This is a genomic window from Streptomyces sp. NPDC059866 (assembly GCF_042731325.1).
Classification (GTDB): domain Bacteria; phylum Actinomycetota; class Actinomycetes; order Streptomycetales; family Streptomycetaceae; genus Streptomyces; species Streptomyces flavusporus.
The window spans coordinates 274,947-299,873 of the sequence record NZ_JBHWJT010000001.1; the positions used below are offsets into that span (position 1 = coordinate 274,947).

Annotated in this window: 22 protein-coding genes and 1 tRNA gene; 12 read left to right on the forward strand and 11 right to left on the reverse strand. The window is 69.5% G+C overall.

All coding sequences use genetic code 11. The annotated features are described in order from the left end of the window. Positions 1 to 3: 3 nt before the first annotated feature. From ACFV7R_RS01290 to ACFV7R_RS01305, 4 genes are read left to right on the forward strand one after another with little or no spacing between them, the layout of a single operon-like run. A complete protein-coding gene (locus ACFV7R_RS01290; RefSeq protein ID WP_129797339.1) occupies positions 4 to 933 on the forward strand; it encodes a branched-chain amino acid ABC transporter permease in 930 nt (309 codons plus the stop codon). A 4-nt stretch (positions 934 to 937) separates the two neighbouring features. Beyond that, on the forward strand, positions 938 to 2,746 hold the full coding sequence (locus ACFV7R_RS01295) for a branched-chain amino acid ABC transporter permease (RefSeq protein ID WP_385258480.1): 1,809 nt from the start codon (positions 938 to 940) through the stop codon (positions 2,744 to 2,746). A 5-nt stretch (positions 2,747 to 2,751) separates the two neighbouring features. Further along, a complete protein-coding gene (locus tag ACFV7R_RS01300; RefSeq protein ID WP_385258482.1) occupies positions 2,752 to 3,603 on the forward strand; it encodes an ABC transporter ATP-binding protein in 852 nt (283 codons plus the stop codon). After that, a complete protein-coding gene (locus ACFV7R_RS01305) occupies positions 3,600 to 4,316 on the forward strand; it encodes an ABC transporter ATP-binding protein (RefSeq protein ID WP_385258485.1) in 717 nt (238 codons plus the stop codon). Before ACFV7R_RS01300 ends, ACFV7R_RS01305 begins: the two co-directional genes overlap by 4 nt. 78 nt (positions 4,317 to 4,394) lie before the next feature. Here the strand turns inward: ACFV7R_RS01305 and ACFV7R_RS01310 are convergent, their stop codons facing one another. Continuing rightward, a complete protein-coding gene (locus ACFV7R_RS01310; RefSeq protein ID WP_385258488.1) occupies positions 4,395 to 5,063 on the reverse strand; it encodes an ANTAR domain-containing response regulator in 669 nt (222 codons plus the stop codon). 104 nt (positions 5,064 to 5,167) lie between these two features. Here ACFV7R_RS01310 and ACFV7R_RS01315 point away from each other — a divergent pair. Next, positions 5,168 to 5,251: transfer RNA gene (locus ACFV7R_RS01315), tRNA-Leu, on the forward strand. 88 nt (positions 5,252 to 5,339) lie between these two features. Then, positions 5,340 to 6,128, forward strand: a complete 789-nt coding sequence (locus tag ACFV7R_RS01320) for a helix-turn-helix domain-containing protein (protein ID WP_385258491.1) — start codon at positions 5,340 to 5,342, stop codon at positions 6,126 to 6,128. A gap of 11 nt (positions 6,129 to 6,139) precedes the next feature. Here the strand turns inward: ACFV7R_RS01320 and pyk are convergent, their stop codons facing one another. Together pyk and ACFV7R_RS01330 are read right to left on the reverse strand one after the other, a co-directional pair. Beyond that, positions 6,140 to 7,570, reverse strand: a complete 1,431-nt coding sequence (gene pyk / locus ACFV7R_RS01325) for a pyruvate kinase (protein WP_385258493.1) — start codon at positions 7,568 to 7,570, stop codon at positions 6,140 to 6,142. A 181-nt stretch (positions 7,571 to 7,751) separates the two neighbouring features. Continuing rightward, complete coding sequence (locus ACFV7R_RS01330; RefSeq protein ID WP_385258495.1) at positions 7,752 to 8,468, reverse strand: SIMPL domain-containing protein; 717 nt, start codon at positions 8,466 to 8,468, stop codon at positions 7,752 to 7,754. A 163-nt stretch (positions 8,469 to 8,631) separates the two neighbouring features. On the opposite strand from ACFV7R_RS01330, the gene ACFV7R_RS01335 reads away from it, so the two are divergent. Next, entirely contained in the window at positions 8,632 to 10,437 is a 1,806-nt protein-coding gene (locus ACFV7R_RS01335) for a bifunctional metallophosphatase/5'-nucleotidase (protein WP_385258892.1), read from the forward strand. 19 nt (positions 10,438 to 10,456) lie between these two features. Here the strand turns inward: ACFV7R_RS01335 and ACFV7R_RS01340 are convergent, their stop codons facing one another. From ACFV7R_RS01340 to ACFV7R_RS01360, 5 genes are all read right to left on the reverse strand, one after another. Further along, complete coding sequence (locus ACFV7R_RS01340; protein ID WP_385258498.1) at positions 10,457 to 11,884, reverse strand: lysine N(6)-hydroxylase/L-ornithine N(5)-oxygenase family protein; 1,428 nt, start codon at positions 11,882 to 11,884, stop codon at positions 10,457 to 10,459. Then, positions 11,881 to 13,239 carry a pyridoxal phosphate-dependent decarboxylase family protein gene (locus tag ACFV7R_RS01345; RefSeq protein ID WP_385258501.1) on the reverse strand — a complete coding sequence of 453 codons (1,359 nt, stop codon included), beginning with the start codon at positions 13,237 to 13,239 and terminating at the stop codon, positions 11,881 to 11,883. The genes ACFV7R_RS01340 and ACFV7R_RS01345 overlap by 4 nt, the downstream gene beginning before the upstream one ends. Before the next feature lie 242 nt (positions 13,240 to 13,481). Beyond that, complete coding sequence (pepN, locus tag ACFV7R_RS01350; RefSeq protein WP_385258504.1) at positions 13,482 to 15,968, reverse strand: aminopeptidase N; 2,487 nt, start codon at positions 15,966 to 15,968, stop codon at positions 13,482 to 13,484. A 218-nt stretch (positions 15,969 to 16,186) separates the two neighbouring features. Then, the gene (locus tag ACFV7R_RS01355) at positions 16,187 to 16,537 is read right to left on the reverse strand and encodes a chorismate mutase (protein ID WP_385258507.1); all 351 of its coding nucleotides are present in this window, start codon (positions 16,535 to 16,537) and stop codon (positions 16,187 to 16,189) included. Between the two features lie 175 nt (positions 16,538 to 16,712). Next, the gene (locus ACFV7R_RS01360) at positions 16,713 to 17,498 is read right to left on the reverse strand and encodes a S1 family peptidase (protein WP_385258895.1); all 786 of its coding nucleotides are present in this window, start codon (positions 17,496 to 17,498) and stop codon (positions 16,713 to 16,715) included. 173 nt (positions 17,499 to 17,671) lie between these two features. On the opposite strand from ACFV7R_RS01360, the gene ACFV7R_RS01365 reads away from it, so the two are divergent. Beyond that, positions 17,672 to 18,568 carry a hypothetical protein gene (locus ACFV7R_RS01365; protein WP_129797347.1) on the forward strand — a complete coding sequence of 299 codons (897 nt, stop codon included), beginning with the start codon at positions 17,672 to 17,674 and terminating at the stop codon, positions 18,566 to 18,568. A 31-nt stretch (positions 18,569 to 18,599) separates the two neighbouring features. Here the strand turns inward: ACFV7R_RS01365 and ACFV7R_RS01370 are convergent, their stop codons facing one another. Together ACFV7R_RS01370 and ACFV7R_RS01375 are read right to left on the reverse strand one after the other, a co-directional pair. Continuing rightward, complete coding sequence (locus ACFV7R_RS01370) at positions 18,600 to 19,514, reverse strand: SDR family oxidoreductase (protein WP_385258510.1); 915 nt, start codon at positions 19,512 to 19,514, stop codon at positions 18,600 to 18,602. Between the two features lies 1 nt (position 19,515). Beyond that, positions 19,516 to 20,274, reverse strand: coding sequence for an SDR family oxidoreductase (locus ACFV7R_RS01375; protein ID WP_385258513.1), 759 nt, complete (start codon positions 20,272 to 20,274; stop codon positions 19,516 to 19,518). Positions 20,275 to 20,377: 103 nt separating this feature from the next. On the opposite strand from ACFV7R_RS01375, the gene ACFV7R_RS01380 reads away from it, so the two are divergent. From ACFV7R_RS01380 to ACFV7R_RS01395, 4 genes are read left to right on the forward strand one after another with little or no spacing between them, the layout of a single operon-like run. Then, positions 20,378 to 21,139: an enoyl-CoA hydratase family protein gene (locus ACFV7R_RS01380; protein ID WP_385258516.1), complete on the forward strand. Its 762-nt coding sequence runs from the start codon at positions 20,378 to 20,380 to the stop codon at positions 21,137 to 21,139. Continuing rightward, positions 21,136 to 21,984 carry a CoA transferase subunit A gene (locus ACFV7R_RS01385; RefSeq protein ID WP_385258518.1) on the forward strand — a complete coding sequence of 283 codons (849 nt, stop codon included), beginning with the start codon at positions 21,136 to 21,138 and terminating at the stop codon, positions 21,982 to 21,984. The genes ACFV7R_RS01380 and ACFV7R_RS01385 overlap by 4 nt, the downstream gene beginning before the upstream one ends. Continuing rightward, positions 21,981 to 22,724 (forward strand): CoA-transferase subunit beta, encoded by a 744-nt coding sequence (locus ACFV7R_RS01390; protein ID WP_385258520.1) that lies wholly within the window; start codon positions 21,981 to 21,983, stop codon positions 22,722 to 22,724. Before ACFV7R_RS01385 ends, ACFV7R_RS01390 begins: the two co-directional genes overlap by 4 nt. After that, a complete protein-coding gene (locus tag ACFV7R_RS01395; protein ID WP_385258523.1) occupies positions 22,724 to 23,782 on the forward strand; it encodes an NAD(P)H-dependent flavin oxidoreductase in 1,059 nt (352 codons plus the stop codon). Before ACFV7R_RS01390 ends, ACFV7R_RS01395 begins: the two co-directional genes overlap by 1 nt. Here ACFV7R_RS01395 and ACFV7R_RS01400 read toward each other — a convergent pair. After that, a complete protein-coding gene (locus ACFV7R_RS01400) occupies positions 23,766 to 24,923 on the reverse strand; it encodes an acetyl-CoA C-acetyltransferase (RefSeq protein ID WP_385258526.1) in 1,158 nt (385 codons plus the stop codon). The genes ACFV7R_RS01395 and ACFV7R_RS01400 overlap by 17 nt on opposite strands. Positions 24,924 to 24,927: the final 4 nt, after the last annotated feature.

Here is a 24,927-nt window from a genome sequence, read left to right on the forward strand (position 1 = left end):
GCGGTGAACACCCTGCCGCAGCAGCTGGCCAACGGGCTGCTCCTAGGCTCGATGTACGGGCTGATCGCCATCGGCTACACGATGGTGTACGGCATCGTCCAGCTCATCAACTTCGCGCACGGCGAGATCTTCATGACCGGGGCCTTCGGCGCCCTCACGGTCTACTTCTACATCCTGCCCGACGGCACCTCGATGGCGATCGCCGTCCCCCTGATGCTGCTCGGCGGCGCCATCGTCGCCATCCTCATCGCGGTCGGAGCGGAACGATTCGCCTACCGACCACTGCGCGGAGCACCACGCCTGGCACCGCTCATCACCGCCATCGGCCTCTCCCTGGCCCTCCAGGAAGTCGTCCGCAACTTCTACCCCGAGGCCGACGGCGCCCGCCCCTTCCCCGGCCTCGACACCACCCACGACATCGGCTCCATCACCATCAAGGACGCCGACATCTTCCTGATCGTCGCCGCGATCCTCTGCATGTCCGCCCTCGCCTGGTTCGTCCGCAAGTCCCGCACCGGCCGCGCCATGCAGGCCACCGCCCAGGACCCCGACACCGCGCAGCTCATGGGCATCGACACCAACCGCATCATCGTCATCGCCTTCGCCATCGGCGGCTTCTTCGCCGCCGTCGCCGCCGTCGCCTACGGCCTCAAGTACGGCAACGTCGACTACCGCATGGGCTTCCTCATGGGCCTGAAGGCCTTCACCGCAGCCGTCCTCGGCGGCATCGGCAACATCTACGGCGCCATGCTCGGCGGCATCGTCCTCGGCATCGCCGAAACGCTCGCCTCCGCCTACATCGACGAAATCCCCGGCATGCAGCAGCTCGGCGGCCAGAGCTGGGCCAACGTCTGGGCCTTCTGCCTCCTCATCCTCGTACTCCTCGTCCGGCCACAAGGCCTGCTCGGCGAGCGTGTAGCGGACAGGGCGTGATCACATGACCGACATCGACAAGACCACGCCAGCCACCCCGGCCACCACCGCCCCCGCGGCACACGGCCTGCTGCCGCTGCCCGTCCCGGCCGCCCGCGCCCTCCTCCTCGCCGGCGGCACAGCCACCGCCGCCTCCGCCTTCCTCGCCTGGACCTGGACCGCCGAATTCCCCGGCGACCTCACCATCACCGGCTACCCCGGCGGCCTGCAGTGGCTGACCTTCACCGCCGGCATCATCACCACGCTGTTCGCCCTCGCCTCGTACGGCATCCGCGGCCTCGGCTGGCTGCTGCCCGCCGGCAACAACGCACCCCTCGTGCTGAGCGCCCTCAGCGGCTTCGCCACCACCTGGTTCACCATCATCGCGATCAGCGTCGAACTCGGCGGACTCGCCAACCTCGAACCCGGAGGCTGGATCGCGGCCGTCGCCGCCCTCCTCCCCCTCCTCGGCGCCCTCGCCCTCCCCGAGAAGAACACCGGCGACGCCAGGGACACCCTCAAGGCCTACGTCACAAAGGCCGACAAAATCCCCGCACCGACCCCCGTCGCACCCTGGGTCGAGCGGCTCCTCCTCACCGTCATCACGATGATCGGCCTCGGTGTCTTCACCTACGGCATCGACACCGAGTACGGCGAACTCTTCGTCGGCTACCTCATCGTGGTCGCCTTCACCGCCTGGGCCCTGCACACCGCCGGCCTCCTCGACCGGCTCTCCCGGCTCGTCGCCCACAACCGCAGCTTCACGCTCGCCATGGGCTTCATCGCCGCCATCGCATTCCCCTTCACCCAGACCAACGACCACTACGCCAACATCGGCGTCAACATCCTCATCTTCGGAACCGTCGCCCTCGGCCTCAACATCGTCGTCGGCCTCGCCGGACTCCTCGACCTCGGATACGTCGCCTTCCTCGGCGTCGGCGCCTACACCGCCGCCCTGGTCTCCGGCTCCGAGTTCTCCCGGTTCTCCGGCGTCCAGTTCCCCTTCTGGGCCTCCGCCCTGACCGGTGCCGCCGCATCGCTCGTCTTCGGCGTCCTCATCGGCGCCCCCACCCTGCGCCTGCGCGGCGACTACCTCGCCATCGTCACCCTGGGCTTCGGTGAAATCTTCCGCATCGCCATCAACAACATGGACGGCGACTCCGGACCCGACATCACCAACGGCCCCAACGGCATCGCAGCCATCCCCGACCTGAAGATCTTCGGGTTCAACCTCGGCGAGTCCCACGACATCGCCGGATTCACCCTCGGCCGCTTCGCCAACTACTACCTGCTGATGGTCCTCATCATGGCCATCGTCGTCCTCGTCTACACCCGCGCCGCCGACTCCCGCATCGGCCGCTCCTGGATCGCCATCCGCGAGGACGAGACCGCCGCCACCGCCATGGGCATCAACGGCTTCCGCGTCAAACTCATCGCCTTCGCCCTCGGCGCCGCCCTCGCCGGCCTCGCCGGCACCGTCAGCGCACACGTCACCTACAGCGTCGTACCGACGCCGTACCAGTTCGCCGGATCCACCGCACCCAACTCGGCCTTCCTGCTGGCCGCCGTCGTCCTCGGCGGCATGGGCACGGTCGCCGGCCCACTCCTCGGCGCGGCACTGCTCTACCTCATCCCGGAGAAACTCGTCTTCCTCCAGGAGAAGCAGCTCCTCGCCTTCGGCATCGCGCTCGTGCTGCTGATGCGCTTCCGCCCCGAAGGCATCATCGCCAACCGCCGCCGCCAGCTCGAGTTCCACGAGACCGGCCAGACCGACGTACCAGAACAAGCAACGCTGACCGACGAACCGGCGGCCGTCACCAAGGCGGGTGCGTGACCACCATGACGACACCAGTACTCGAAGCCCGCGACGTCACCATGCGCTTCGGCGGCCTCACCGCCGTCCGCTCGGTGGACTTCACCGTCAACGAAGGCGAGATCGTCGGCCTCATCGGCCCCAACGGCGCCGGCAAGACGACCTTCTTCAACTGCCTGACGGGCCTGTACATCCCCACCGAGGGCACAGTCTCGTACAAGGGCACCGTCCTGCCACCCAAGCCACACCTGGTGACCAAGGCAGGTATCGCCCGCACATTCCAGAACATCCGGCTCTTCGCCAACATGACGGTCCTCGAGAACGTCCTCGTCGGCCGCCACACCCGCACCAAGGAAGGCCTCTGGTCAGCCCTCCTGCGCGGCCCCGGCTTCAAGAAGGCCGAAAAGGCAAGCGAAGAACGAGCCATGGAACTCCTGGAGTTCATCGGCCTCGCCCACAAACGCGACCACCTCGCCCGCAACCTGCCCTACGGCGAACAGCGCAAGCTCGAGATCGCACGGGCACTGGCAAGCGAACCGGGTCTCCTCCTCCTGGACGAGCCCACAGCCGGTATGAACCCCCAGGAGACGCGAGCCACCGAAGAGTTGGTCTTCGCCATCCGCGACAAGGGCATCGCCGTGCTCGTCATCGAGCACGACATGCGCTTCATCTTCAACCTGTGCGACCGCGTCGCCGTCCTGGTCCAGGGCGAGAAGCTCGTCGAAGGCACCTCCGAGGTCGTCCAGGCCGACGAACGCGTCATCGCGGCCTACCTCGGCGAACCCTTCGAGGGCGACCCCGGCCAGGCCGAGGTCGCGGAGGTGGAGGCAGCCGAGGCCGCACAGAGCACCACCAGCACCAAGGGAGACGCCCAGTGACCGCACTGCTCGAGGTCGAGGACCTCCGAGTCGCCTACGGCAAGATCGAAGCCGTCAAAGGCATCTCCTTCAGCGTCGAAGCCGGCCAGGTCGTCACCCTCATCGGCACCAACGGCGCCGGCAAGACGACCACCCTGCGCACCCTCTCAGGCCTCCTGAAGCCGACCTCCGGGAAAATCGTCTTCGACGGCAAGCCGCTCACCGGCGTCGCCGCCCACAAGATCGTCGCCCTGGGCCTGGCCCACTCCCCCGAAGGCCGGCACATCTTCCCGCGCCTGAGCATCTTCGAGAACCTCCAACTCGGCGCCTTCCTCAGGAACGACAAGGCAGGCATCGAGAAGGACATCCAGCGAGCCTACGACCTGTTCCCCATCCTCGGAGAGCGCCGCAACCAGGCCGCAGGCACCCTCTCCGGCGGAGAGCAGCAGATGCTCGCCATGGGCCGGGCGCTGATGTCCCAGCCCAAACTGCTGATGCTGGACGAACCCTCCATGGGCCTGTCCCCCATCATGATGCAGAAGATCATGGCGACCATCGCCGAACTGAAATCCCAGGGCACCACGATCCTGCTCGTCGAGCAGAACGCCCAGGCGGCACTCTCACTCGCCGACCACGGCCACGTCATGGAGGTCGGCAACATCGTCCTCTCCGGCACCGGCCAGGACCTGCTCCACGACGAGTCCGTCCGCAAGGCCTACCTCGGCGAGGACTGAGCACCTTCCCAACCACGACGAGGCCCGCGCCCCCTGCTCACCAGGGGACGCGGGCCTCGTGTGCTGCTGTCCGAGGGCTCAGCCCTTGTCCGCGGCCCTGCCCGCCTTCTTCTCAGCGGCATCCTCAATGACAGCCTCGGCCACCTGCTGCATCGACAGCCGCCGATCCATCGACGTCTTCTGAATCCACCGGAACGCGGCCGGCTCCGTCAGCCCGTACTCCGTCTGCAGGATGGACTTCGCCCGGTCGACGAGCTTCCGAGTCTCAAGACGCTGGCTGAGGTCCGCGACCTCCTTCTCCAACTCCTTGAGCTGCGTGTACCGCGAGACGGCCATCTCGATCGCCGGGACGACGTCACTCTTGCTGAACGGCTTGACCAGGTAGGCCATCGCACCGGCGTCCCGCGCCCGCTCGACAAGGTCGCGCTGCGAGAACGCGGTCAGCATCAGCACCGGCGCGATCGACTCCTCGGTGATCTTCTCCGCCGCGGAGATGCCGTCCAGCTTGGGCATCTTCACATCGAGGATCACTAGGTCGGGCTTGTGCTCACGGGCCAGCTCGACGGCCTGCTCACCGTCACCGGCCTCGCCGACGACCGTGTACCCCTCTTCCTCCAGCATCTCCTTGAGGTCGAGCCGGATCAGTGCCTCGTCCTCGGCGATGACGACACGGGTCGTCAGCGGAGGCACGTGCGACTTGTCGTCGTCGGGCGCGTCTACGGGCTGGGGCGACTCGGGGGAGGTCACGGGGGCTCCTTGGTACGGGCCGGGCAGGTGCTGCTGCCTATGCAGCCTACCTAGAGGCGGGGAGCTGCGGTGAGCCGGTATGCTTCTCAGCGGTCCCCTGGCCTGCCCGGTTGGAGGAACTGGTCAGACTCGCGGCACTCAAAATGCCGTGCCCTTTGGGCATGTGGGTTCGAATCCCACACCGGGCACTTCGAGACAGGAAGCGGAGGATCACGTTCGCGTGGTTCTCCGCTTTTTGCTGCACTGAGCGAGTGAACCGTAACGCAAAGTGTTCGCATGAATTTTCACAGCACTCAAGTGCGACAGACCGCCCTCACCCTGCTACGCAGCGGCGTGAAGAACGCCGATGTCGCCCGGAAGCTCGACGTCCCGCTCGGAACGGTTGGCTACTGGAAGCACATGGACCGAGCGAAACGCGGCGAATGTCCCGGCCCGCATGAAGCGCCGTGCCCCCGATGCGACGGGCGGGAACTCGACAGTTCCGCGTACAGCTACTTACTTGGCCTCTATCTCGGCGACGGCCACATCAGCCACTACTCCGGACATCGCGTACCCAACCTCATGATCGCCTGTACCGAGTCATGGCCCGGCCTCATGGATGACTGCGAGAAAGCCATGAGTACCGTCTTCCCTCACAACTCCGTCTGCCGCGTTCGCAAGACCGGCTGCCGGAACGTGAAGGTCTATTCGAAGCACCTGCCCTGTCTGTTCCCCCAGCACGGCCCTGGCAAGAAGCACGAGCGCCGCATCCTCCTCGAACCCTGGCAACAGGAAATCGTCGACGCCCACCCCTGGGATTTCATCCGCGGCCTCATCCACTCCGACGGCTGCCGCATCACCAACTGGACGACCCGCATGGTCGGCGGTGAGCGCAAGCGCTATGAGTACCCCCGGTACTTCTTCTCCAACAAGTCGGACGACATCAGGCGGCTCTTCACAGACGCCCTCGACAAGGTCGGCGTCGAGTGGACCACGCTGGCCCGCGGAAGCGACCCGTTCAACATCTCCATCGCCCGCAAAGCCTCCGTCGCCCTCATGGACGCCCACGTAGGCCCCAAACACTGAAAAACCGCTTCCTACCTGGTGCTCTCCCCAATGTGGTGCACCCGCACCAGGTTCGTCGTCCCCGGCACCCCAGGCGGCGAACCGGCGGTGATGATCACCGTGTCGCCCTTCTCGCAGCGGCCGTACCTCGTGAGGAGTTCGTCGACCTGGCCGACCATGGCGTCGGTGGACTCCACGTGCGGCCCCAGGAACGTCTCCACGCCCCACGTCGCGCTGAGCTGGGAGCGTGTCGCCGGCTCCGGGGTGAAGGCCAGCAGGGGGATCGGCGAGCGGTAGCGGGAGAGGCGGCGGGCCGTGTCGCCGGACTGGGTGAAGGCGACCAGGAACTTGGCGCCGAGGAAGTCGCCCATCTCTGCGGCCGCGCGGGCGACGGCGCCGCCCTGGGTGCGGGGCTTGTTGCGTTCGGTCAGGGGCGGGAGACCCTTGGCCAGAATGTCCTCCTCCGCCGCTTCGACGATCTTCGCCATCGTTCTGACCGTCTCGACGGGGTACTTGCCGACGCTGGTCTCGCCGGAGAGCATCACCGCGTCGGTGCCGTCGATGACGGCGTTGGCGACGTCGCTGGCCTCGGCACGGGTCGGGCGGGAGTTCTCGATCATCGAGTCCAGCATCTGCGTCGCCACGATCACCGGCTTGGCGTTGCGCTTCGCGAGCTTGATCGCGCGCTTCTGGACGATGGGGACCTGTTCCAGCGGCATTTCGACGCCCAGGTCTCCGCGGGCCACCATGATGCCGTCGAATGCCGCCACGATGTCGTCGATGGCGTCGACGGCCTGTGGTTTCTCGATCTTGGCGATGACCGGGAGGCGGCGGCCTTCCTCGTCCATGATGCGGTGGACGTCCTTGATGTCGCGTCCGCTGCGGACGAAGGAGAGGGCGATGATGTCGAAGCCGGTGCGCAGGGCCCAGCGGAGGTCGGCTTCGTCCTTGTCGGAGAGGGCGGGGACGGAGACGGCGACGCCGGGGAGGTTGAGGCCTTTGTTGTCGGAGATGACGCCGCCTTCGATGACGGTCGTGTGGACGCGGGGGCCGTCGACCTTGGTGACTTCGAGGCATACCTTGCCGTCGTCGACGAGGATGCGTTCGCCGGTGGTGACGTCGGCTGCGAGTCCGGCGTAGGTGGTGCCGCAGGTTTCGCGGTCGCCGGGGGTGCCTTCTTCGACGGTGATGGTGAAGGTGTCGCCGCGTTCAAGGAGTACGGGGCCTTCGGTGAAGCGGCCGAGTCGGATCTTCGGGCCTTGAAGGTCGGCGAGGAGTCCGACGCTGCGGCCGGTTTCGTCGGAGGCCTTGCGTACGCGTTGGTAGCGCTCCTCGTGCTCGGCGTAGCCGCCGTGGCTGAGGTTGAATCGGGCGACGTCCATTCCGGCGTCGACCAGTGCCTTGATCTGGTCGTATGAGTCGGTGGCGGGGCCCAGTGTGCAGACGATCTTTGCTCGGCGCATGGTTTGAGCCTAGGCCTTACCGGCCGGTAGAGAATTGGTCGGGCGTGACTACTCAACAACCGTTGGGTGAAGCGGTGTTGACAACTGTTGAATTGTGCGGATGGCTGCTCTGATGAGCAATAGGACTCCTGTCACGCATTTGGAGTCGTGCATTCGCGCTGTCGGGTTTTTGAATGTGTGGTCAAAGGCGGGGTGGTGCCATGGTGAATCGGGCGTCGACCTGGGCGTGGACGTGTTGCCGCTGGGGTTCGAGGTCGAGGGGTGCGGCGGTGGTTTCCTCGGCGGAGGCTGCGTAGGCGGCTGAGCGCATGCGGCCTCCGGGTGCTTGGGGGTAGGGCGGGGGGTTCTCGGCACCGATGTCGGCGAGTTCGACGAGGGCGGCGAGGGTGGTGCCGAGGGCGTCGGCGTATTCGCGGGCGCGTTGGACGGCTTCGTGGACGGCTTGTTGGCGGGCTTGGCGGTGGGCGGGTGAGTCGGGGCGTAGGGCCCACCAGGGGCCGTCGACGCGGGTGAGGTCGAGGTCGGCCAGTCGGGTGGTGAGTTCGCCGAGGGCGGTGAAGTCGGTGAGTTCGGCGGTGATGTGGACGCGGCCGTGGTAGGTGCGGATGCGTTCGGCGCGGCCGTGTTTGGTGAGTTCGGGGGTGATGGAGAAGGCGCCGGTTTCGAGGCGTTCGACGGCGTCGCCGTAGGTTTTGATGAGGTCGAGGGCGGTGGTGTTGCGGCGGGTGAGGTCGTCGAGGGCGGTGCGGCGGTCGCGGCCGCGGGCGGTGACGGTGATGCCGATGCGGGCGATTTCGGGGTCGACTTCGAGGTGGGCTTGGCCGCGGACGGCGATACGGGGGGCGTCGGGGGTGCCGTAGGGGAGGGCGGGTGGCTGGGGTTCGTGGGCGGTGGTCATATGGCCCACTGTGTCAGCTCGGTGTGCTGTCACTGGTTTGGTTGGGGGGTTGGGTCATCGGATCGATACCTGGTGGGTCTGTTGCGGCCGGTCATGTCCGGGTCAGAATCTACGCGCGTTATCTACGCGCGTCGTCGAAGTCCGTGTGGCTGGAGGAGAGCACATGCCGTTGAACCGCCGGAAGTTTCTGAAGAAGTCCGCCGTGACCGGGGCGGGGGTGGCGCTGGCCGGTGCGGCGGCGGCTCCGGCGGCTCAGGCCGCGGAGGTGAGGAAGGGCCCGAAGCCGGCGAAGCGGTACTCGCTGACGGTGATGGGCACGACGGACCTGCACGGGCACATCTTCAACTGGGACTATTTCAAGAACGCGGAGTACACGGACGCCAAGGGCAACGCGCAGGGTCTGGCCCGTATCTCGACGCTGGTCGAGCAGGTCCGTGCGGAGAAGGGCCGCCGCAACACGCTGCTGCTGGATGCGGGCGACACGATTCAGGGCACCCCGTTGACGTACTACTACGCGAAGGTCGACCCGATCACGGCCGAGGGCGGGCCGGTGCACCCGATGGCGCAGGCGATGAACGAGATCGGGTACGACGCGGTGGCGCTGGGCAACCACGAGTTCAACTACGGCATCGAGACGCTGCGGAAGTTCGAGGAGCAGTGCGACTTCCCGCTGCTGGGTGCGAACGCGCTGGACGCGAAGACGCTGAAGCCCGCGTTCCCGCCGTACTTCTTCAAGAAGTTCCATGTGAAGGGTGCCCCGCCGGTCAAGGTTGCGGTTCTGGGGCTGACGAATCCCGGCATCGCGATCTGGGACAAGGCGTATGTGCAGGGGAAGATGACGTTCCCGGGTCTGGAGGAGCAGGCGGCGAAGTGGGTGCCCAGGCTGCGTTCGATGGGTGCGGACGTGGTGGTGGTGTCGGCGCACTCCGGGTCGTCCGGCACTTCCTCGTACGGTGACCAGCTGCCGTATGTCGAGAACTCGGCGGCGCTGGTGGCGCAGCAGGTGCCGGGGATCGACGCGATTCTGGTGGGTCATGCGCACACGGAGATCGCCGAGTTGAAGGTGACGAACGAGAAGACCGGTAGGACGGTGGTGCTGTCGGAGCCGTTGGCCTATGCGGAGCGGCTGTCGCTGTTCGACTTCGAGTTGGTTTTCGCGAAGGGCCGGTGGACGGTGGAGTCGGTCGCGGCGACGGTGCGCGACTCGAAGACGGTCGCCGACGATCCGAAGATCACCAAGCTGCTGCAGGACGAGCACGACGTCGTCGTGGCGTATGTCAACCAGGTCGTCGGCACTGCGACGGAGACCCTGACGACCGTCGAGGCGCGTTACAAGGACGCTCCGATCATCGACCTGATCACCACGGTGCAGGAGGATGTGGTCAGGGCGGCGCTGGTGGGCACGGAGTACGCGTCGTTGCCGGTGATCTCGCAGGCCTCGCCGTTCTCGCGGACCTCGGAGATCCCGGCGGGCGATGTGACCATCCGGGATCTGTCGAGTCTGTACGTGTACGACAACACGCTGGTCGCGAAGCTGATGACGGGCGCGCAGGTCAAGGCGTACCTGGAGTATTCGGCGGAGTATTTCGTGCAGACGGCGGCGGGTGCGGCGGTCGATGTGGAGAAGTTGACCAATGCGGGTGGTCGCCCGGATTACAACTACGACTATGTGTCGGGGTTGTCGTACGAGATCGACATTGCGCAGGCGGCGGGTTCGCGGATCAGGAACCTGACCTACAACGGGGCCGCGTTGGATGATGCGCAGCAGTTCGTGTTCGCGGTGAACAACTACCGGGCGAACGGTGGTGGCGCGTTTCCGCATGTGGCGTCGGCGCAGGAGTTGTGGTCGGAGTCGACTGAGATCCGGACCCGGATCGCGGAGTGGGTGACGGCGAAGGGTGTGCTGGATCCGAAGGATTTCGCGTCGGTGGGCTGGAAGCTGACGCGGGAGGGCACGCCCGTCTTCTGACCGTCTGGTCCGGGGGTCTTCAGTTCCCGTCCGTGAGGGGTGTGAGTGTCTTCGGGTGGCGCGCGGGCGGGAGCTGGGACTGGTGGGGTTGCAGGCCGAAGGTGGTGAATGCGGTGCGGTGGGGCAGGGGGTAGGGCTCCTTGCCGGTCAGGGAGTTGAGGATGGTGGCGCTGCGCCAGGCGGCGAGGCCGAGGTCGGGGGTGCCGACGCCGTGGGCGTGGGGTGCGGCGTTCTGGATGTGGATCGCTCCGGTGATGGCGGGGTCGAGGAGGAGGCGGTATTCGTCGTCGATGCGGGGGCGGTTCTGGCTGTCGCGGCGTAGGTGGGGGTCGAGGCCGGCGAGGAGGCGGGTGAGGGGGCGTTCGCGGTAGCCGGTGGCGAGGACGACGGCGTCGGTGGTGAGCCGGGTTCGGGTGTTCTGTTGGGTGTGTTCGAGGTGGAGTTCGATTCTGCTGGTGGCGATACGGCCGGCGGTGCGGACGTGGACGCCGGGGGTGAGGACGGCGTCGGGCCAGCCGCCGTGCAGGGTGCGGCGGTAGAGCTCGTCGTGGATGGCGGCGATGGTGTGGGTGTCGATGCCTTTGTGGAGTTGCCACTGTGCGGCGATGAGGTTGTCGCGGACGGGTTCGGGCAGGGCGTGGAAGTAGCGGGTGTAGTCGGGGGTGAAGTGTTCCAGGCCGAGCTTGGAGTACTCCATGGGGGCGAAGGCTTCGGTGCGGCCGATCCAGTGCAGTTTTTCGCGGCCGGCGGGGCGGTGGCGCAGTAGGTCGAGGAAGACTTCGGCGCCGGACTGTCCGGAGCCGACGACGGTGATGTGGTCGGCGGCGATGAGGGTGTCGCGGTGGTCGAGGTAGTCGGCGGCGTGGATGACGGGTACGCCGGGTGTGTCGACGAGGGGGCGGAGCGGGTCGGGGATGTGGGGTTCGGTGCCGATGCCGAGGACGATGTTCCTGGTGTAGGTGCGGCCGAGGGATTGGGCTTGTGAGTCGGTGTCGAGCTGGGTGAAGTCGACTTCGAAGAGGTCGTGTTCGGGGTTCCAGCGGACGGCGTCGACCTGGTGGCGGAAGTGGAGTCCGGGGAGGTTGTCGGCGACCCAGCGGCAGTAGGCGTCGTATTCGGCGCGTTGGATGTGGAAGTGCTCGGCGAAGTAGAAGGGGAAGAGCCGGTCGCGGGTTTTGAGGTAGTTGAGGAAGGTCCAGGGACTGGTGGGGTCGGCGAGGGTGACCAGGTCGGCGAGGAACGGTACTTGGATGGTGGCGCCGTCGATGAGCAGGCCGGGGTGCCAGTCGAAGGTGGGGCGTTGTTCGTAGAAGACGGCGTCGAATTCGGCGAGGGGGTGGGCGAGGGCGGCGAGGGAGAGGTTGAAGGGGCCGATGCCGATGCCGACCAGGTCGCGGGGGGCTTGGGCTGTATGGGGCGGGGTGTGGGGGTTGGTGGGGCGGGTCATCGGGGGGTGTTTCCTTCCACCAGTGTGAGGAGGGCGGCCAGGTCCTGGGGGGTGGTGTGGGGGTTGAGGAGGGTGGCTTTGAGCCAGAGGCGGTCGTTCATCCGGGCTCGGCCGAGGACGGCGCGGCCGTCGGTGAGGAGTTGTCTGCGTACGGCGGCCACGGTGTCGTCGGTGGCGTGGGTGGGCCGGAACAGGACGGTGCTGATGGTGGGCCGGTCGTGGAGTTCGAGGGCGGGGTGGGTGTCGATGAGGTCGGCGAGGTCGTGGGCGTGGGCGCATACCTGGTCGATGAGTGCGCCGAGCCCGCTGCGGCCGAGGGTTCTGAGGGTGACGGCGATCTTGAGGATGTCGGGTCTGCGGGTGGTGCGCAGGGAGCGGCCGAGGAGGTCGGGGAGGCCGGCTTCGGTGTCGTCGTCGGCGTTGAGGTAGTCGGCGCGCTGGTGGAGGGCGGCGAGGTCGCGGGGGTCGGTGACGGTGAGGAGGCCGGCGGCGATGGGCTGCCAGCCGAGTTTGTGCAGGTCGAGGGTGATGGTGTCGGCGGCTTCGAGGCCGGCGAGTTTGGTGCGGTGGCGTTCGCTGAACAGGAGTGCGCCGCCGTATGCGGCGTCGATGTGCAGGCGGGCGCCGTGGGCGCGGCAGTGGGCGGCGATGTCGGGCAGCGGGTCGATGAGTCCGGCGTCGGTGGTGCCGGCGGTGGCTGCGACGAGGAGGGGGCCGCGCAGGTCGGTGAGGGCTTTGTCGAGGGTGGCGGGGTCGAGGGTGCCGGTGGGGGCGGGCAGGACGACGGGGTCGGGCAGGCCCAGCAGCCAGGCGGCGCGGCCGAGGGAGTGGTGGGCGTTCGTGGCGTGGACGAGCTGGAGGCGGGGGCCGTGGGTCTCGCGGGCGAGCAGCAGGGCGAGGTGGTTGGATTCGGTGCCGCCGGTGGTGACGAGGGCGTCGGCGGCGCCGACTTCGTGGGCGAGCGCCTGTGTCACGAGGGTTTCGAGGGTGGAGGCGGCCGGGGCCTGGTCCCAGGAGTCGAGGGATGGGTTGAGGGCGCTGGCGGCGAGGTCGGCGGCGGTGGCGACGGCGAGGGGTGGGCAGTGCAGGTGGGCGGCGCACAGGGGGTGCGCCGGGTCGGCGGAGCCTGCGGCGAGGGTGTGTACGAGGACGTGCAGGGCGTCCGGGTGGCCTTCGTCGGGCAGTACGTCGCCCACTGCGGCCCGGACCTGCGCGGCGACGGCGTCCGGGCCGCCGGCGGGCAGTGGCCCGCCGCGCGCTCGGGTGCCGTCCTGGAGGGCGTGGAGCACGGTGTCGAGCAACGGCCGTAGCGCGCCCGGGCCTTGGGGGCCTGAGGCTAGGGGCGGCGTGGGCATGCTTCCAGCTTGTACGCGGATGGGGCTACACGCCTGAAACGCCCGGGGATCGGTACCCGAAAGGGGTACGGGTTGGCGGGCGCGGGCCCGTCAACCCGGTGCCGCGTTGCGGGCCCGTCAACCCGGTGCCGCGTTGCGGGCCCGCCACCCTATGCCGCGTTGCGGGAGCGTGCCGGGCCCCGCGTCTGCGGCGTGATCCGCCGGACGGGCTCTACACCTTCCGCGTGATCCGCCGGACGGCTCTACGCCTGCCGTACTCGCAAGGCGCGGGCCAGATCGTCCAGTTGGTCGGCCAGCTTGCGGCGCAGGGCCGGGATGGGGTCGGCGTCGCGCAGGCACTCCTCGCCGAGGCGCAGGGTGTCGGTGTCGACGGCGTGGGTGGGGAAGGCCCAGCGGCCGGCGGCATCGGCGATGGCGGGGCCGCGGCGGGCGGCTACGGCGACGGCGTCCTCGTAGTAGCGCGGCACGTACTCCCGTACGAGGTCGGCCTGTTCGGGCTGCCAGAAGCCCTGGGCGGTGGCGGTGAACAGGTAGTTGGACAGGTCGTCCGTGGCGAACATGGCCTCCCAGGCGGTGTGCTTGGCCGCCGGGTCGGGCAGGGCGGCGCGGCAGCGGGCGGCGCCCTCCTGGCCGGTGGCGCTGGGGTCGCGGTTCAGCTCGGCCGCTATGGCCGTCTCGTCGGTGGCGCCGAGGACGGCGAGGCGGGCGAGGACGCGCCAGCGCAGCTCGGGGTCGAGTTCCGGTCCGCCGGGGACGGTGCCCTCGGTCAGCCAGGCGGCGATGGTGTCGGGCTGGGCGGCGACGTCGATGAAGTGGCGTACGGCGAGCAGGCGCAGGCCGGGGTTGTCGCCGTCCTCGGTGCGGCGCAGCAGGTCGCGGCAGAGGGAGGAGATGGTGGTCAGGGCGGCGGGGCGGTCCTCGGGGGCGAGGTAGCGGTCGGTGATCTGGGTGGTGGCGAAGCCGAGGACGCCTTGGACGAGGGCGAGGTCGGTCTCGCGCGGGAGGTGGGCGCGGGCGGTGTCCAGGTAGGTGGTGGGCGGGAGTTCGCCGTCGCGGACGGCGTCCCTGAGGGCGTTCCACACCACCGCGCGGGTGAGGGGTTCGGGCAGGCCGGACAGTCCGTCGCGCACGGCCCGGAAGGACTCCGGGTCGAAGCGGACCTTCGCGTAGGTGAGGTCGCTGTCGTTGAGCAGCAGCAGCGCGGGGCGCTTGCCGATGGGCCGGCCGTGGGTCTGCGGGATGTCGAGGTCGAGGCGTTCGCGCAGGGTGAGGCGGCCTTCGTCGGTGAGGTCGGGGTCGTAGAGGCCGACGGCGATGCGGTGCGGGCGGCTGCCGGTGCGTTCGACGGTGAGGGTGTAGGTGCCGTTGTCGCCGGTGACGCGTGGGGTGAGGGTGTCGACGCCGGTGGTGCGCAGCCAGGCGTCGGCCCAGGCGTGGACGTCGCGTTCGGTGGCGGCGGCGAGGGAGTCGATGAAGTCGGCGAGGGTGGCGTTGCCGAACCGGTGCCGGGTGAAGTGGGTGTTGATGCCGGCGAGGAAGTCCTTCTCGCCGAGCCAGGCCACCAACTGGCGGAGCGCGGAGGCGCCCTTGGCGTAGGAGATGCCGTCGAAGTTCAAGAGGGCGGAGGCGGTGTCGTTGACGGCTTCGGGGGCGACGGGGTGGGTGGAGGGGCGCTGGTCGGCGTCGTAGCCCCAGCCCTTGCGGACGACGCCGAAGTCGGTCCAGGTGTCGGTGAAGCGGGTGGCCTCGGTGAGGGTCTGGTAGCCCATGTACTCGGCGAAGGACTCGTTGAGCCAGATGTCGTCCCACCACTTGAGGGTGACGAGGTCGCCGAACCACATGTGGGCCATCTCGTGGGCGATGACCATGGCGCGGGTCTGCCGCTCGGTGTCGGTGACGGCGGAGCGGTAGACGAACTCGTCGCGGAAGGTGACCAGTCCGGGGTTCTCCATGGCGCCGGCGTTGAACTCGGGGACGAACGCCTGGTCGTAGGAGTCGAAGGGGTACGGTTCCTCGAACTTCTCGTGGTAGCGGTCGTAGCACGCGCGCGTGACGTCGAGGATTTCGTCGGCGTCGGCGTCCAGGTAGGGCGCGAGGGAGCGGCGGCAGTGGATGCCGAAGGGCAGGCCGCGGTGTTCGGTGCGCACGGAGTGCCAGGGGCCGGCGGCGACGGCGACGAGGTAGGTGGAGATCAGCGGGGTGGGCGCGGCCTTCCATACGCCGTCGGTGTGCTCGGTGATGCCGTTGGCGAGGACGGTCCAGCCGTCGGGTGCCTTCACCGACAGTTCGAAGACGGCCTTGAGGTCGGGCTGGTCGAAGGCGGCGAAGACCCGCTGGACGTCGTCCATGAACAGCTGGGTGTAGACGTAGGTCTCGCCGTCGGTGGGGTCGGTGAAGCGGTGCATGCCCTCGCCGGTGTGCGAGTAGCGCATGGCGGCGTCGACGCGCAGTTCGTGGTCGCCGGGGGTGAGGTTCTTCAGGGGCAGGCGGTTCTCGTCCAGGGTTTCCGGGTCGAGGGGCTGTCCGTCGAGGGTGACCGAGCGCAGCTCGGCGGGCCTGAGCTCGACGAAGGTGTCCGTGACGTCCTGGTCCGCGCGGACGGTGAACCTGATCACGGTACGGGAGTCGAAGGTCTCGTCCCCGGTGGTCAGATCGAGGTCGATCGTGTAGTGGCGGACGTCGAGGAGCTGGGCACGGGTCTGCGCTTCGTCGCGCGTGAGTACGGACATGGAGGACATGCTGCCTGATGGCACTGACAGGGGGACAGGGGCGGAGGGGTATACGGGCCTGCGTGGGGTCCCGCGCCGGTGGCGCGGCCCAGCCGGTGGCCTGGACGACCGGACCGCGCCCGGGCCGCTGACGGGGAGTGCTCGCCGGCTGACGAGGAGTGCACGGCGCGCGATGCCCGCGTGGGTCCCTGTCCCGTCCTGGGTGAGGTCGGCCGGGGTCAGTCGGCCGGGGACGCGGTGGCGTTCTCGGTGTCCTCGGCGATTCTCTCGTGGTGCCGGATGACCTCGGCGATGATGAAGTTGAGGAATTTCTCAGCAAACCCCGGGTCCAGCTTGGCGCTCTCCGCGAGGGCGCGCAGCCGGGCGATCTGCCGTCCCTCGCGGTCCGGGTCGGCGGGCGGCAGCCGGTGCACGGCCTTGAGGTGTCCGACCTGCTGGGTGCACTTGAAGCGCTCGGCGAGCATGTGGACGACGGCCGCGTCGATGTTGTCGATGCTGTCGCGCAGCCGGGCGAGCTCCTCGCGGACGGCCGGATCGACGTCACCGGTGGTGGTGTTGCTGGTGGTCATGGGCTCCCACCCTACGGGGCGGCGTCGCGGGCCGCGCCGATCACCTGGTGGAAGGCCCCGTCCTCATGCCCGCCGGGCACGCGTTCCGTCTCACGGAAGCCGAGCCCGAGGGGGAAACCGGTTTTCCGGCGGAGCCGCACCCGGGGCGGGCGGCTCCGCCGTACGGTGGCTCGCCCTACAGCGCGGACGCCGCCCGGGCTATGTCCTTCGCGAAGTGGCTGACCTCGGTGTAGACACCGGGAACGCCGGTGCGGGCGCAGCCGTCACCCCAGCTGACGATGCCGACCTGGATCCACTTGCCCGCGTCGTCCTTGCGGAACATGGGGCCGCCGGAGTCGCCCTGGCAGGTGTCGACGCTGCCGCTCTGGTAGCCGGCGCACAGTTCCTCCGCGGACACCAGGCGGTTGCCGTAGTGCCACTTGCACGCGCGGTCGCTGACGAACGGCACGGTGGCCTTCTGGAGCTTGGTCGTGCCGGTCCCCGCGCCCTCCTTCGTGTCGCCCCAGCCGGCGATGGTGAACATGCCGCGGTCGTAGCGGTTGGTGGTGGCGATCTTCAGCGTGGGCTTGTCGATGGGCCGGGCCAGCTTGATCAGCGCCCAGTCCTTGCCCGTGCCGTCATAGCCCGGTGCCACCTTGACCTTGGTCGACTTGACCTTGATCGCGGCGGAGGAGTTGAGGTCGGCGACACCCGCGGTGACGGTGATGCGGGTGTTGTTGCCGGAGCCCTCCATGCAGTGGGCGGCGGTCAGGACGATGTCCTTCTTGTACAGCGCCCCGCCACAGCCCATGGAGAGGTGGACCATGAAGGGGAACTCGTTCTGTGCGGCGGGCTTTCCGCCGATGACGCGCGTGTCCGCGGCGTGCGCGCTGACCGGCTGGAGGCTGGCGACCGCGAGGGCGACGGCACCGGCTGCCGCGGCTCTCTTCGCCAGGGTCAGGCCCGTTCTTCTCGTCGCGATATGGGTCAACGTACTTCCCTTCGTGGGGGATTGGGCGGCTCGCAAGTATGAAGATCGGATGGCGTGCATGACAAGGACAGATCTCACGCCCCGGCGGAGGAACCCGGCCGGCGAAAATCAGCTCTCACCCCCGTAGAGTGGAATCGGGTTCAAGGCGTCTTGGGGGTACGGGCGTGGCGAACGACGGACCGGTCGAGCACGGCTACCCACACCTTCAGACGGTGCGGGCCGCCATCACCGCGCTGTACAGGCGGCTGTCGTACGACACCGTCCAGACGTTCGCGACCAGCGTGGCCCCGGCCGACGTGGCCTTCTGCGACACCGACGACCTGTATCTGGGCGCCCAGCGGGTGGCCCGCGAGCTGGTGCGGCACTACCGGCTGCCGGACGCCCGCCTGATCGTCAGCTTCCGGGAGATGCAGCACGCGGCGAACGTCGAACTCGCCGCGGGCCCCGAGTACTTCGTGGAGTTGAACGACCGCTTCCGCACCCACCGCCGGGACATCGGCGCGGCGCTGGCGCACGAGGTGATGCATGTGTATCTGCACCGCCTGGGCCTGTCCTTCGACGGCACGCGGGACAACGAGATCCTCACGGACACGGCGACGACGTATCTGGGCGCCGGCTGGCTGCTGCTGGACGCGTACCGGGAGGACTCGGCGTCCAGTCAGAAGCTCGGCTATCTGACCCCGGAGGAGTTCGGGTACGTCCTCGCCAAACGCGCCATGGTGTTCGGGGAGGATCCGTCGACGTGGTTCACCAGCCCGCAGGCGTACACGGCGTTCGTGGAGGGCAGGTCCCTGGCCCGCCGGGACGAGCAGCAGCCCCCGCTCACGGCGGCGGGCTGGGCGGGCCGCCGGCGCTACGCCCGCGACCGGCGGCACGCTCAGGACCGGCACGCCCTGGTCGCGGCGCCGGGCGCGCCGTACGCCTTCACGCCGGACGCGCGCGGGCCGCTGCGGGTGTCGTTTCCCTGCCCGACGTGTCACCAGCGGATCCGGGTGCCGGTGCGGGGGCGTGTGCGGGCGCGCTGTGCGCTGTGCAGGACGGTGCTGGAGTGCGATACGTAGGTGTGGTGGTGGTCGGGTGTTGGTGCCGAGGTCAGTCCACCTGGCTCCCGTACACCGCCCCCGGAGCCTCCGCGGCGTCCAGCAGCCCGCGTACCGCCCCCTCTACTTCGGTCACGTCCCACCGCGCGCCCTTGTCGGTCTCGGGTCCCGCCCGCCACCCCTCCATCACGGCGATCCGGCCCCCTTCCGCCTCGAAGACCCGCCCGGTGATCCCCGCGCTCGCGGCCGAGCCGAGCCAGACGACGAGCGGGGAGACGTTCTCCGGGGCCATGGCGTCGAATCCGCTGTCCGGCGCCGCCATGGCCGTCGCGAACGTGCGGTCCGTCATCCGTGTGCGCGCTGCCGGGGCAATCGCGTTGACCTGTACGCCGTACCGCCCGAGCTCTGCCGCCGCGACCAGGGTCAGGCCGACGATCCCGGCCTTCGCGGCGCTGTAGTTTCCCTGTCCGACGGAGCCCAACAGACCTGCTCCGCTGCTGGTGTTGACGATCCGGGCCACCGGTGTGCGGCCGGCCTTGGCCTCGGCCCGCCAGTGCGCTGCGGCATGTTTCAGCGGCAGGAAGTGGCCCTTGAGGTGGACGCGTACGACGGCGTCCCAGTCGTCCTCCTCGAGGTTGACCAGCATCCGGTCGCGCAGGAAGCCGGCGTTGTTGACGAGCGTGTCGAGCCGGCCGTACGTCCCCAGCGCGAGCTGGATCAGGGATGCCGCGCCGTCGGTCGTGGCGACGTCCCCGCCGTGCGCGACCGCTTCACCACCTCGTGCCCGGATCTCCGCGACCACCCGTGCGGCCGGACTGTCGGCCGCGGGTGCCCCGTCCAGCCCGACCCCGAGGTCATTGACGACGACGCGTGCGCCCTCGGCGGCGAAGGCGAGCGCGTGGGCCCTGCCGAGCCCTCGCCCGGCCCCGGTGACGACGACGACCCGCCCGTCGCAGATTCGGCTCATCTCACCCCTCCTTGTGGGCGGTCGCGGCATCCAGGAACGCGGGCCGCTCCCCGCCTCCGTGCACGAGCAGGCTCGCCCCGCTGATGTACGAGGCGGCGTCGGAGGCGAGGAACACGGCGGCCGCACCGACGTCGGACGGTTCCGCGAGCCGTCCGAGCGGAACCGTGCGCGACACCGCCGCGATCCCGTCCTTGCCCCCGTAGTGCAGGTGGGACAGCTCCGTTCGCACCATCCCGGCCACCAGCGTGTTGACCCGCACATCCGGCGCCCACTCGACGGCCATGGAGCGGGCGAGGCTCTCCAGTCCCGCCTTGGCGGCGCCGTATGCGGCCGAGCCGGGGGACGGGCGGCTGCCGCTGACGCTGCCGATCATCACCACACACCCCTTGGCCCGTGCGAGGTGCTCGTAGGCGGCGAGCGAGGCGGTCAGCGGGGCGACGAGGTTCAGTTCGACGACACGGGCATGCCGCTCGGCGTCGACGTCGGTGAGCAGCCGGTACGGAGTACCGCCCGCGTTGTTGACGAGGACGTCGAGCCGGGGCAGCGCGGCGAAGAAGTCCCGTACGGCCCTCTGGTCGCGCAGGTCGACGGACACGAACCGGCAGCCCTCGAGCGGAGTGTCGGCCGGTCTGCGCGCACAGGTGACGACGTCGGCGCCCGCGTCGACGAAGGCCCGCGCGATCCCGGCGCCGACTCCTCGGGTGCCACCGGTGACGACGACGGTCCGGCCGGCCAGGCTCGGGCGCCGTGAGTTTTCCACAAGGGGTGCTTTGTCCACAGGGGCTCCCACTGCCGAACGGCGGCTGCTAGCTTCAAAGCCTCATACCTAACAAATGTTTGGTGGAAAGGTAGCTGATGTGCTCATGGGTGTCTCCACCTCGTCCCCGGGAAAGGGGCCCGGAAAAAATGGAATCGCCGTCGTCACGGTCGACCATCCGCCGGTGAACGCCCTGCCGGTGGCCGGCTGGTACGCCCTCGCGGACGCGGTGCGCGCGGCCGGCCGGGACACCGAGGTCCGCTGTGTCGTCCTGGCCGCCGAGGGGCGGGGCTTCAACGCGGGTGTGGACATCAAGGAGATACAGGCGCGGGGCGACAGCGCCCTGCTCGGCGCCAACTCCGGCTGCGCCGAGGCGTTCGCGGCGGTGTACGAGTGCGAGGTTCCCGTCGTGGCGGCGGTGCAGGGCTTCTGCCTGGGCGGCGGCATCGGCCTGGTGGGGAACGCGGACGCGATCGTGGCGAGCGAGGACGCCGTCTTCGGCCTGCCCGAGCTGGACCGGGGCGCCCTCGGCGCGGCCACGCACCTGGCCCGCCTGGTCCCCCAGCACCTCATGCGCACGCTGTACTACACCTCGCGCACGGTGAGCGCGGCCGAGCTGCAGGCGCACGGCTCGGTGTGGCGGGTGGTGCGACGCGGGGAACTGCGGGCGGCGGCTCTGGAGTTGGCCCGCGAGATCGCCGCCAAGGACGGCCGGCTGCTGCGCCTGGCCAAGGCCGCCATCAACGGTATCGACCCGGTCGACGTGCGCCGCAGCTACCGCTTCGAGCAGGGCTTCACCTTCGAGGCGGGCCTGAGCGGGGTGGCCGGCCGCGTCCGCAGCGGCTTCGGAAAGGACGTGCCCGAGTGACCGACAAGACGATGACCGCCGACGAGGCCGTCTCCCGGCTGCGGAGCGGTATGACCCTCGGCATCGGCGGCTGGGGCTCGCGCCGCAAACCGATGACCCTGGTGAGAGCACTGCTCCGCACCGGGATCACCGATCTCACCGTCGTCTCGTACGGCGGTCCGGACGTCGGCATGCTGGCCGCCGCCGGCCGGATCCGGAAGCTGGTCGCCGCCTTCGCCACCCTCGACTCGATCCCGCTCGAACCGCACTACCGGGCGGCGCGCGAACGCGGGGCGTTCGAGCTGATGGAGATCGACGAGGCGATGTTCCTGTGGGGGCTGCAGGCCGCCGCGAACAGACTGCCGTTTCTCCCGGTCCGGGCCGGCCTCGGTTCGGACGTGATGCGGGTGAACCCCGCGCTGCGCACGGTGACGTCCCCCTACGAGGACGGCGAGACGTTGGTGGCCATGCCGGCCCTGCGCCTGGACGCGGCGCTGGTCCATGTGAACCGCGCGGACCGGCGGGGCAACGGGCAGTATCTGGGCCCCGACCCGTACTTCGACGACCTGTTCTGCGCGGCGGCCGAGCGGGCGTACGTCTCCTGCGAGCGGATCGTGGACACGGCCGAGCTGACGAAGGAGGCCGCACCGCAGACGCTCCTCGTCCAGCGGCACACGGTGGCCGGCGTCGTCGAGGCGCCGAACGGCGCCCACTTCACCTCCTGCGCACCCGACTACGCCCGGGACGAGGCCTTCCAGAAGCACTACGCCGGCACGCCCTGGCCACAGTTCGCCGAGCAGTTCCTCGGCGGCGACGAGCCCGCATACCGGTCCGCCGTCCAGGCCTGGCACAAGGAGCGGCCATGAGCACCAAGGCGTCCGCACCCACCCGTGCCGAGTACTGCGTGATCGGCTGCGCCGAGGCCTGGCGCGGGGCCGGCGAGATCCTGGCGAGCCCCATGGGGCTGATCCCCTCCATCGGCGCCCGGCTCGCCCGCCGCACCTTCGCCCCCGACCTGCTGCTGACCGACGGCGAGGCGACGCTGGTGGACGTCGACGGCACACCTGAGGGCTGGCTGCCGTACCGCCGGCACCTCACCCTGGTCACCGGTGGCCGACGGCACGTGATGATGGGCGCGAGCCAGATCGACCGCTACGGCAACCAGAACATCTCCTGCATCGGCGACTGGACGAAACCCGCCCGGCAACTGCTCGGCGTACGCGGAGCGCCGGTCAACACGCTGAACAATCCGACGAGTTACTGGATCCCCCGGCATTCCCGGCGGGTGTTCGTCGAACGCGTCGACATGGTGTGCGGGGTCGGGTACGACCGCGCCGCCGCGCACCCGGAGACGGCACGCTTCCACCATCTGGCCCGGGTCGTCTCCGACCTCGGCGTCTTCGACTTCGCCACGCGGGACCACACGATGCGGGTGGCGTCACTGCACCCGGGGGTGAGCGTCGAGGAGGTGCGGGAAGCGACGGGCTTCGCGCTGACGGTCTCGCCCGAGGTGCCGCCGACCCGCGCGCCCACGACCGAGGAACTGCGCCTGATCCGTGAGGTGATCGACCCGGCGAACACCCGGGACCGGGAGGTGCGGACCTGATGGAGACGGCGCTCACCAGACTGCTCGGCGTACGGCACCCCGTCGTGCAGACCGCGATGGGCTGGGTGGCGGGCCCCCGCCTGGTCTCGGCGACGGCGAACGCGGGGGCGCTCGGCATCCTGGCGTCGGCGACGATGACGCTCGACCAGCTGCGCGAGGCGATACGCGAGGTCGCATCGCGGACGACCGCACCCTTCGGCGTCAATCTGCGGGCCGACGCGGGCGACGCGGCCGACCGGGTCCAGATCATGATCGACGAGGGTGTCCGGGTCGCCTCGTTCGCCCTCGCCCCCACCCCCGAACTGATCGGCGCCCTCAAGGAGTCGGGCACGGTGGTCATCCCGTCCGTCGGGGCGCGGCGCCATGCCGAGAAGGTCGCGGGGTGGGGCGCGGACGCGGTGATCGTGCAGGGCGGCGAGGGCGGCGGCCACACCGGCGAGGTGGCGACGACGGTGCTGCTGCCCCAGGTCGTGGACGCCGTGGACATCCCGGTCGTGGCGGCGGGCGGTTTCTTCGACGGGCGGGGTCTGGTCGCGGCGCTGGCGTACGGGGCGGCGGGCGTCGCCATGGGCACGCGGTTCCTGCTGACGTCGGACTCTGCGGTGCCGGACGCGGTGAAGGCGAGGTATCTGGCGGCGACGGTCAGGGACGTCACGGTCACGACGGCGATCGACGGCCTGCCGCACCGCATGCTGCGCACGGAACTGGTCGACGCGCTGGAGAGATCCGGCCGTACGACGACCCTGCTGCGGGCCATACGCAGGGCGGCCGGGTTCCGGAAGCTGTCCGGCCGCACCTGGCGCGGCATGATCCAGGACGGCTTCGCGATGAAGCACGGCAAGGACCTGACCTTCAGCCAGGTCCTGCTGGCCGCCAACACGCCGATGCTGCTGAAGGCGTCGATGGTGGACGGTCGTACGGACGTCGGGGTGATGGCGTCCGGGCAGGCCGCCGGGGTCATCGAGGACCTGCCGTCGTGCGCGGAGCTGGTGGAGCGGGTGATGGCGCAGGCCGAGGAGACGCTGAAGTCCTTGGAGCTGCTCAGATCCTCTCGATGATCGTCACGTTCGCCTGTCCCCCGCCCTCGCACATCGTCTGCAGTCCGAACCGCCCGCCGGTGCGCTCCAGTTCGTGCAGCAGGGTCGTCATCAGCTTCGCGCCGGTCGCGCCGAGCGGGTGGCCCAGGGCTATCGCGCCGCCGTTGACGTTGACCTTCCCGGGGTCGGCGCCGGTCTCCTTCAGCCAGGCCAGGACGACCGGCGCGAAGGCCTCGTTGATCTCGACGAGGTCGATGTCGTCGATGGTCAGGCCGGTCTTCTTCAGGGCGTGGGCAGTGGCGGGTATCGGGGCTGTGAGCATGCGGATCGGGTCCTCGCCGCGCACCGAGAGGTGGTGGACGCGGGCGCGCGGCGTCAGCCCGTGCTCGCGCACCGCCCGCTCGGAGGCCAGCAGCAGGGCCGCCGCGCCGTCGGAGACCTGCGAGGAGCAGGCGGCCGTGATCGTGCCGCCGTCGATGACCGGCTTCAGCGCGGCCATCTTCTCCAGGGAGGTGTCCCGCCGTGGCCCCTCGTCGGCGGCGACGTCCCCGTACGGCACGGTCTCCCGCGCGAACCGCCCCTCGTCGATCGCCTGCACCGCCCGCCGGTGCGAGCCGAGCGCGAACTCCTCCTGTTCCGGCCGGCCGATCCCCCACTTAGCGGCGATCATCTCGGCGCCGGCGAACTGGTTGACCGCCCGGTCCCCGTACCGCGCCCGCCATCCCTCGCTCCCGGCGAAGGGCCCCTGGGTGAAGCCCAGCGGTTCGGCGGCCTGCCGGGTCGCGTAGGCGATGGGGATCTGCGACATGTTCTGCACGCCCCCGGCGACCACCAGGTCCTGTGTCCCGGACAGCACGCCCTGCGCCGCGAAGTGCACGGCCTGCTGCGAGGACCCGCACTGGCGGTCCACGGTCACCCCGGGCACCTCCTCGGGCAGCCCGGCCGCCAGCCAGCAGGTCCGCGCGATGTCCCCGGCCTGCGGCCCGACGGTGTCCAGGCATCCGAAGACGACGTCCTCGACGGCGGCCGGATCGACCCCGGCCCGCTGGATCAGCGCCTTGAGCACATGCGCACCCAGGTCGGCCGGGTGGACCCCGCTCAGTCCTCCCCCGCGCCGCCCCACGGGCGTGCGGACCGCTTCGACGATGTAGGCCTCGGCCATGTCA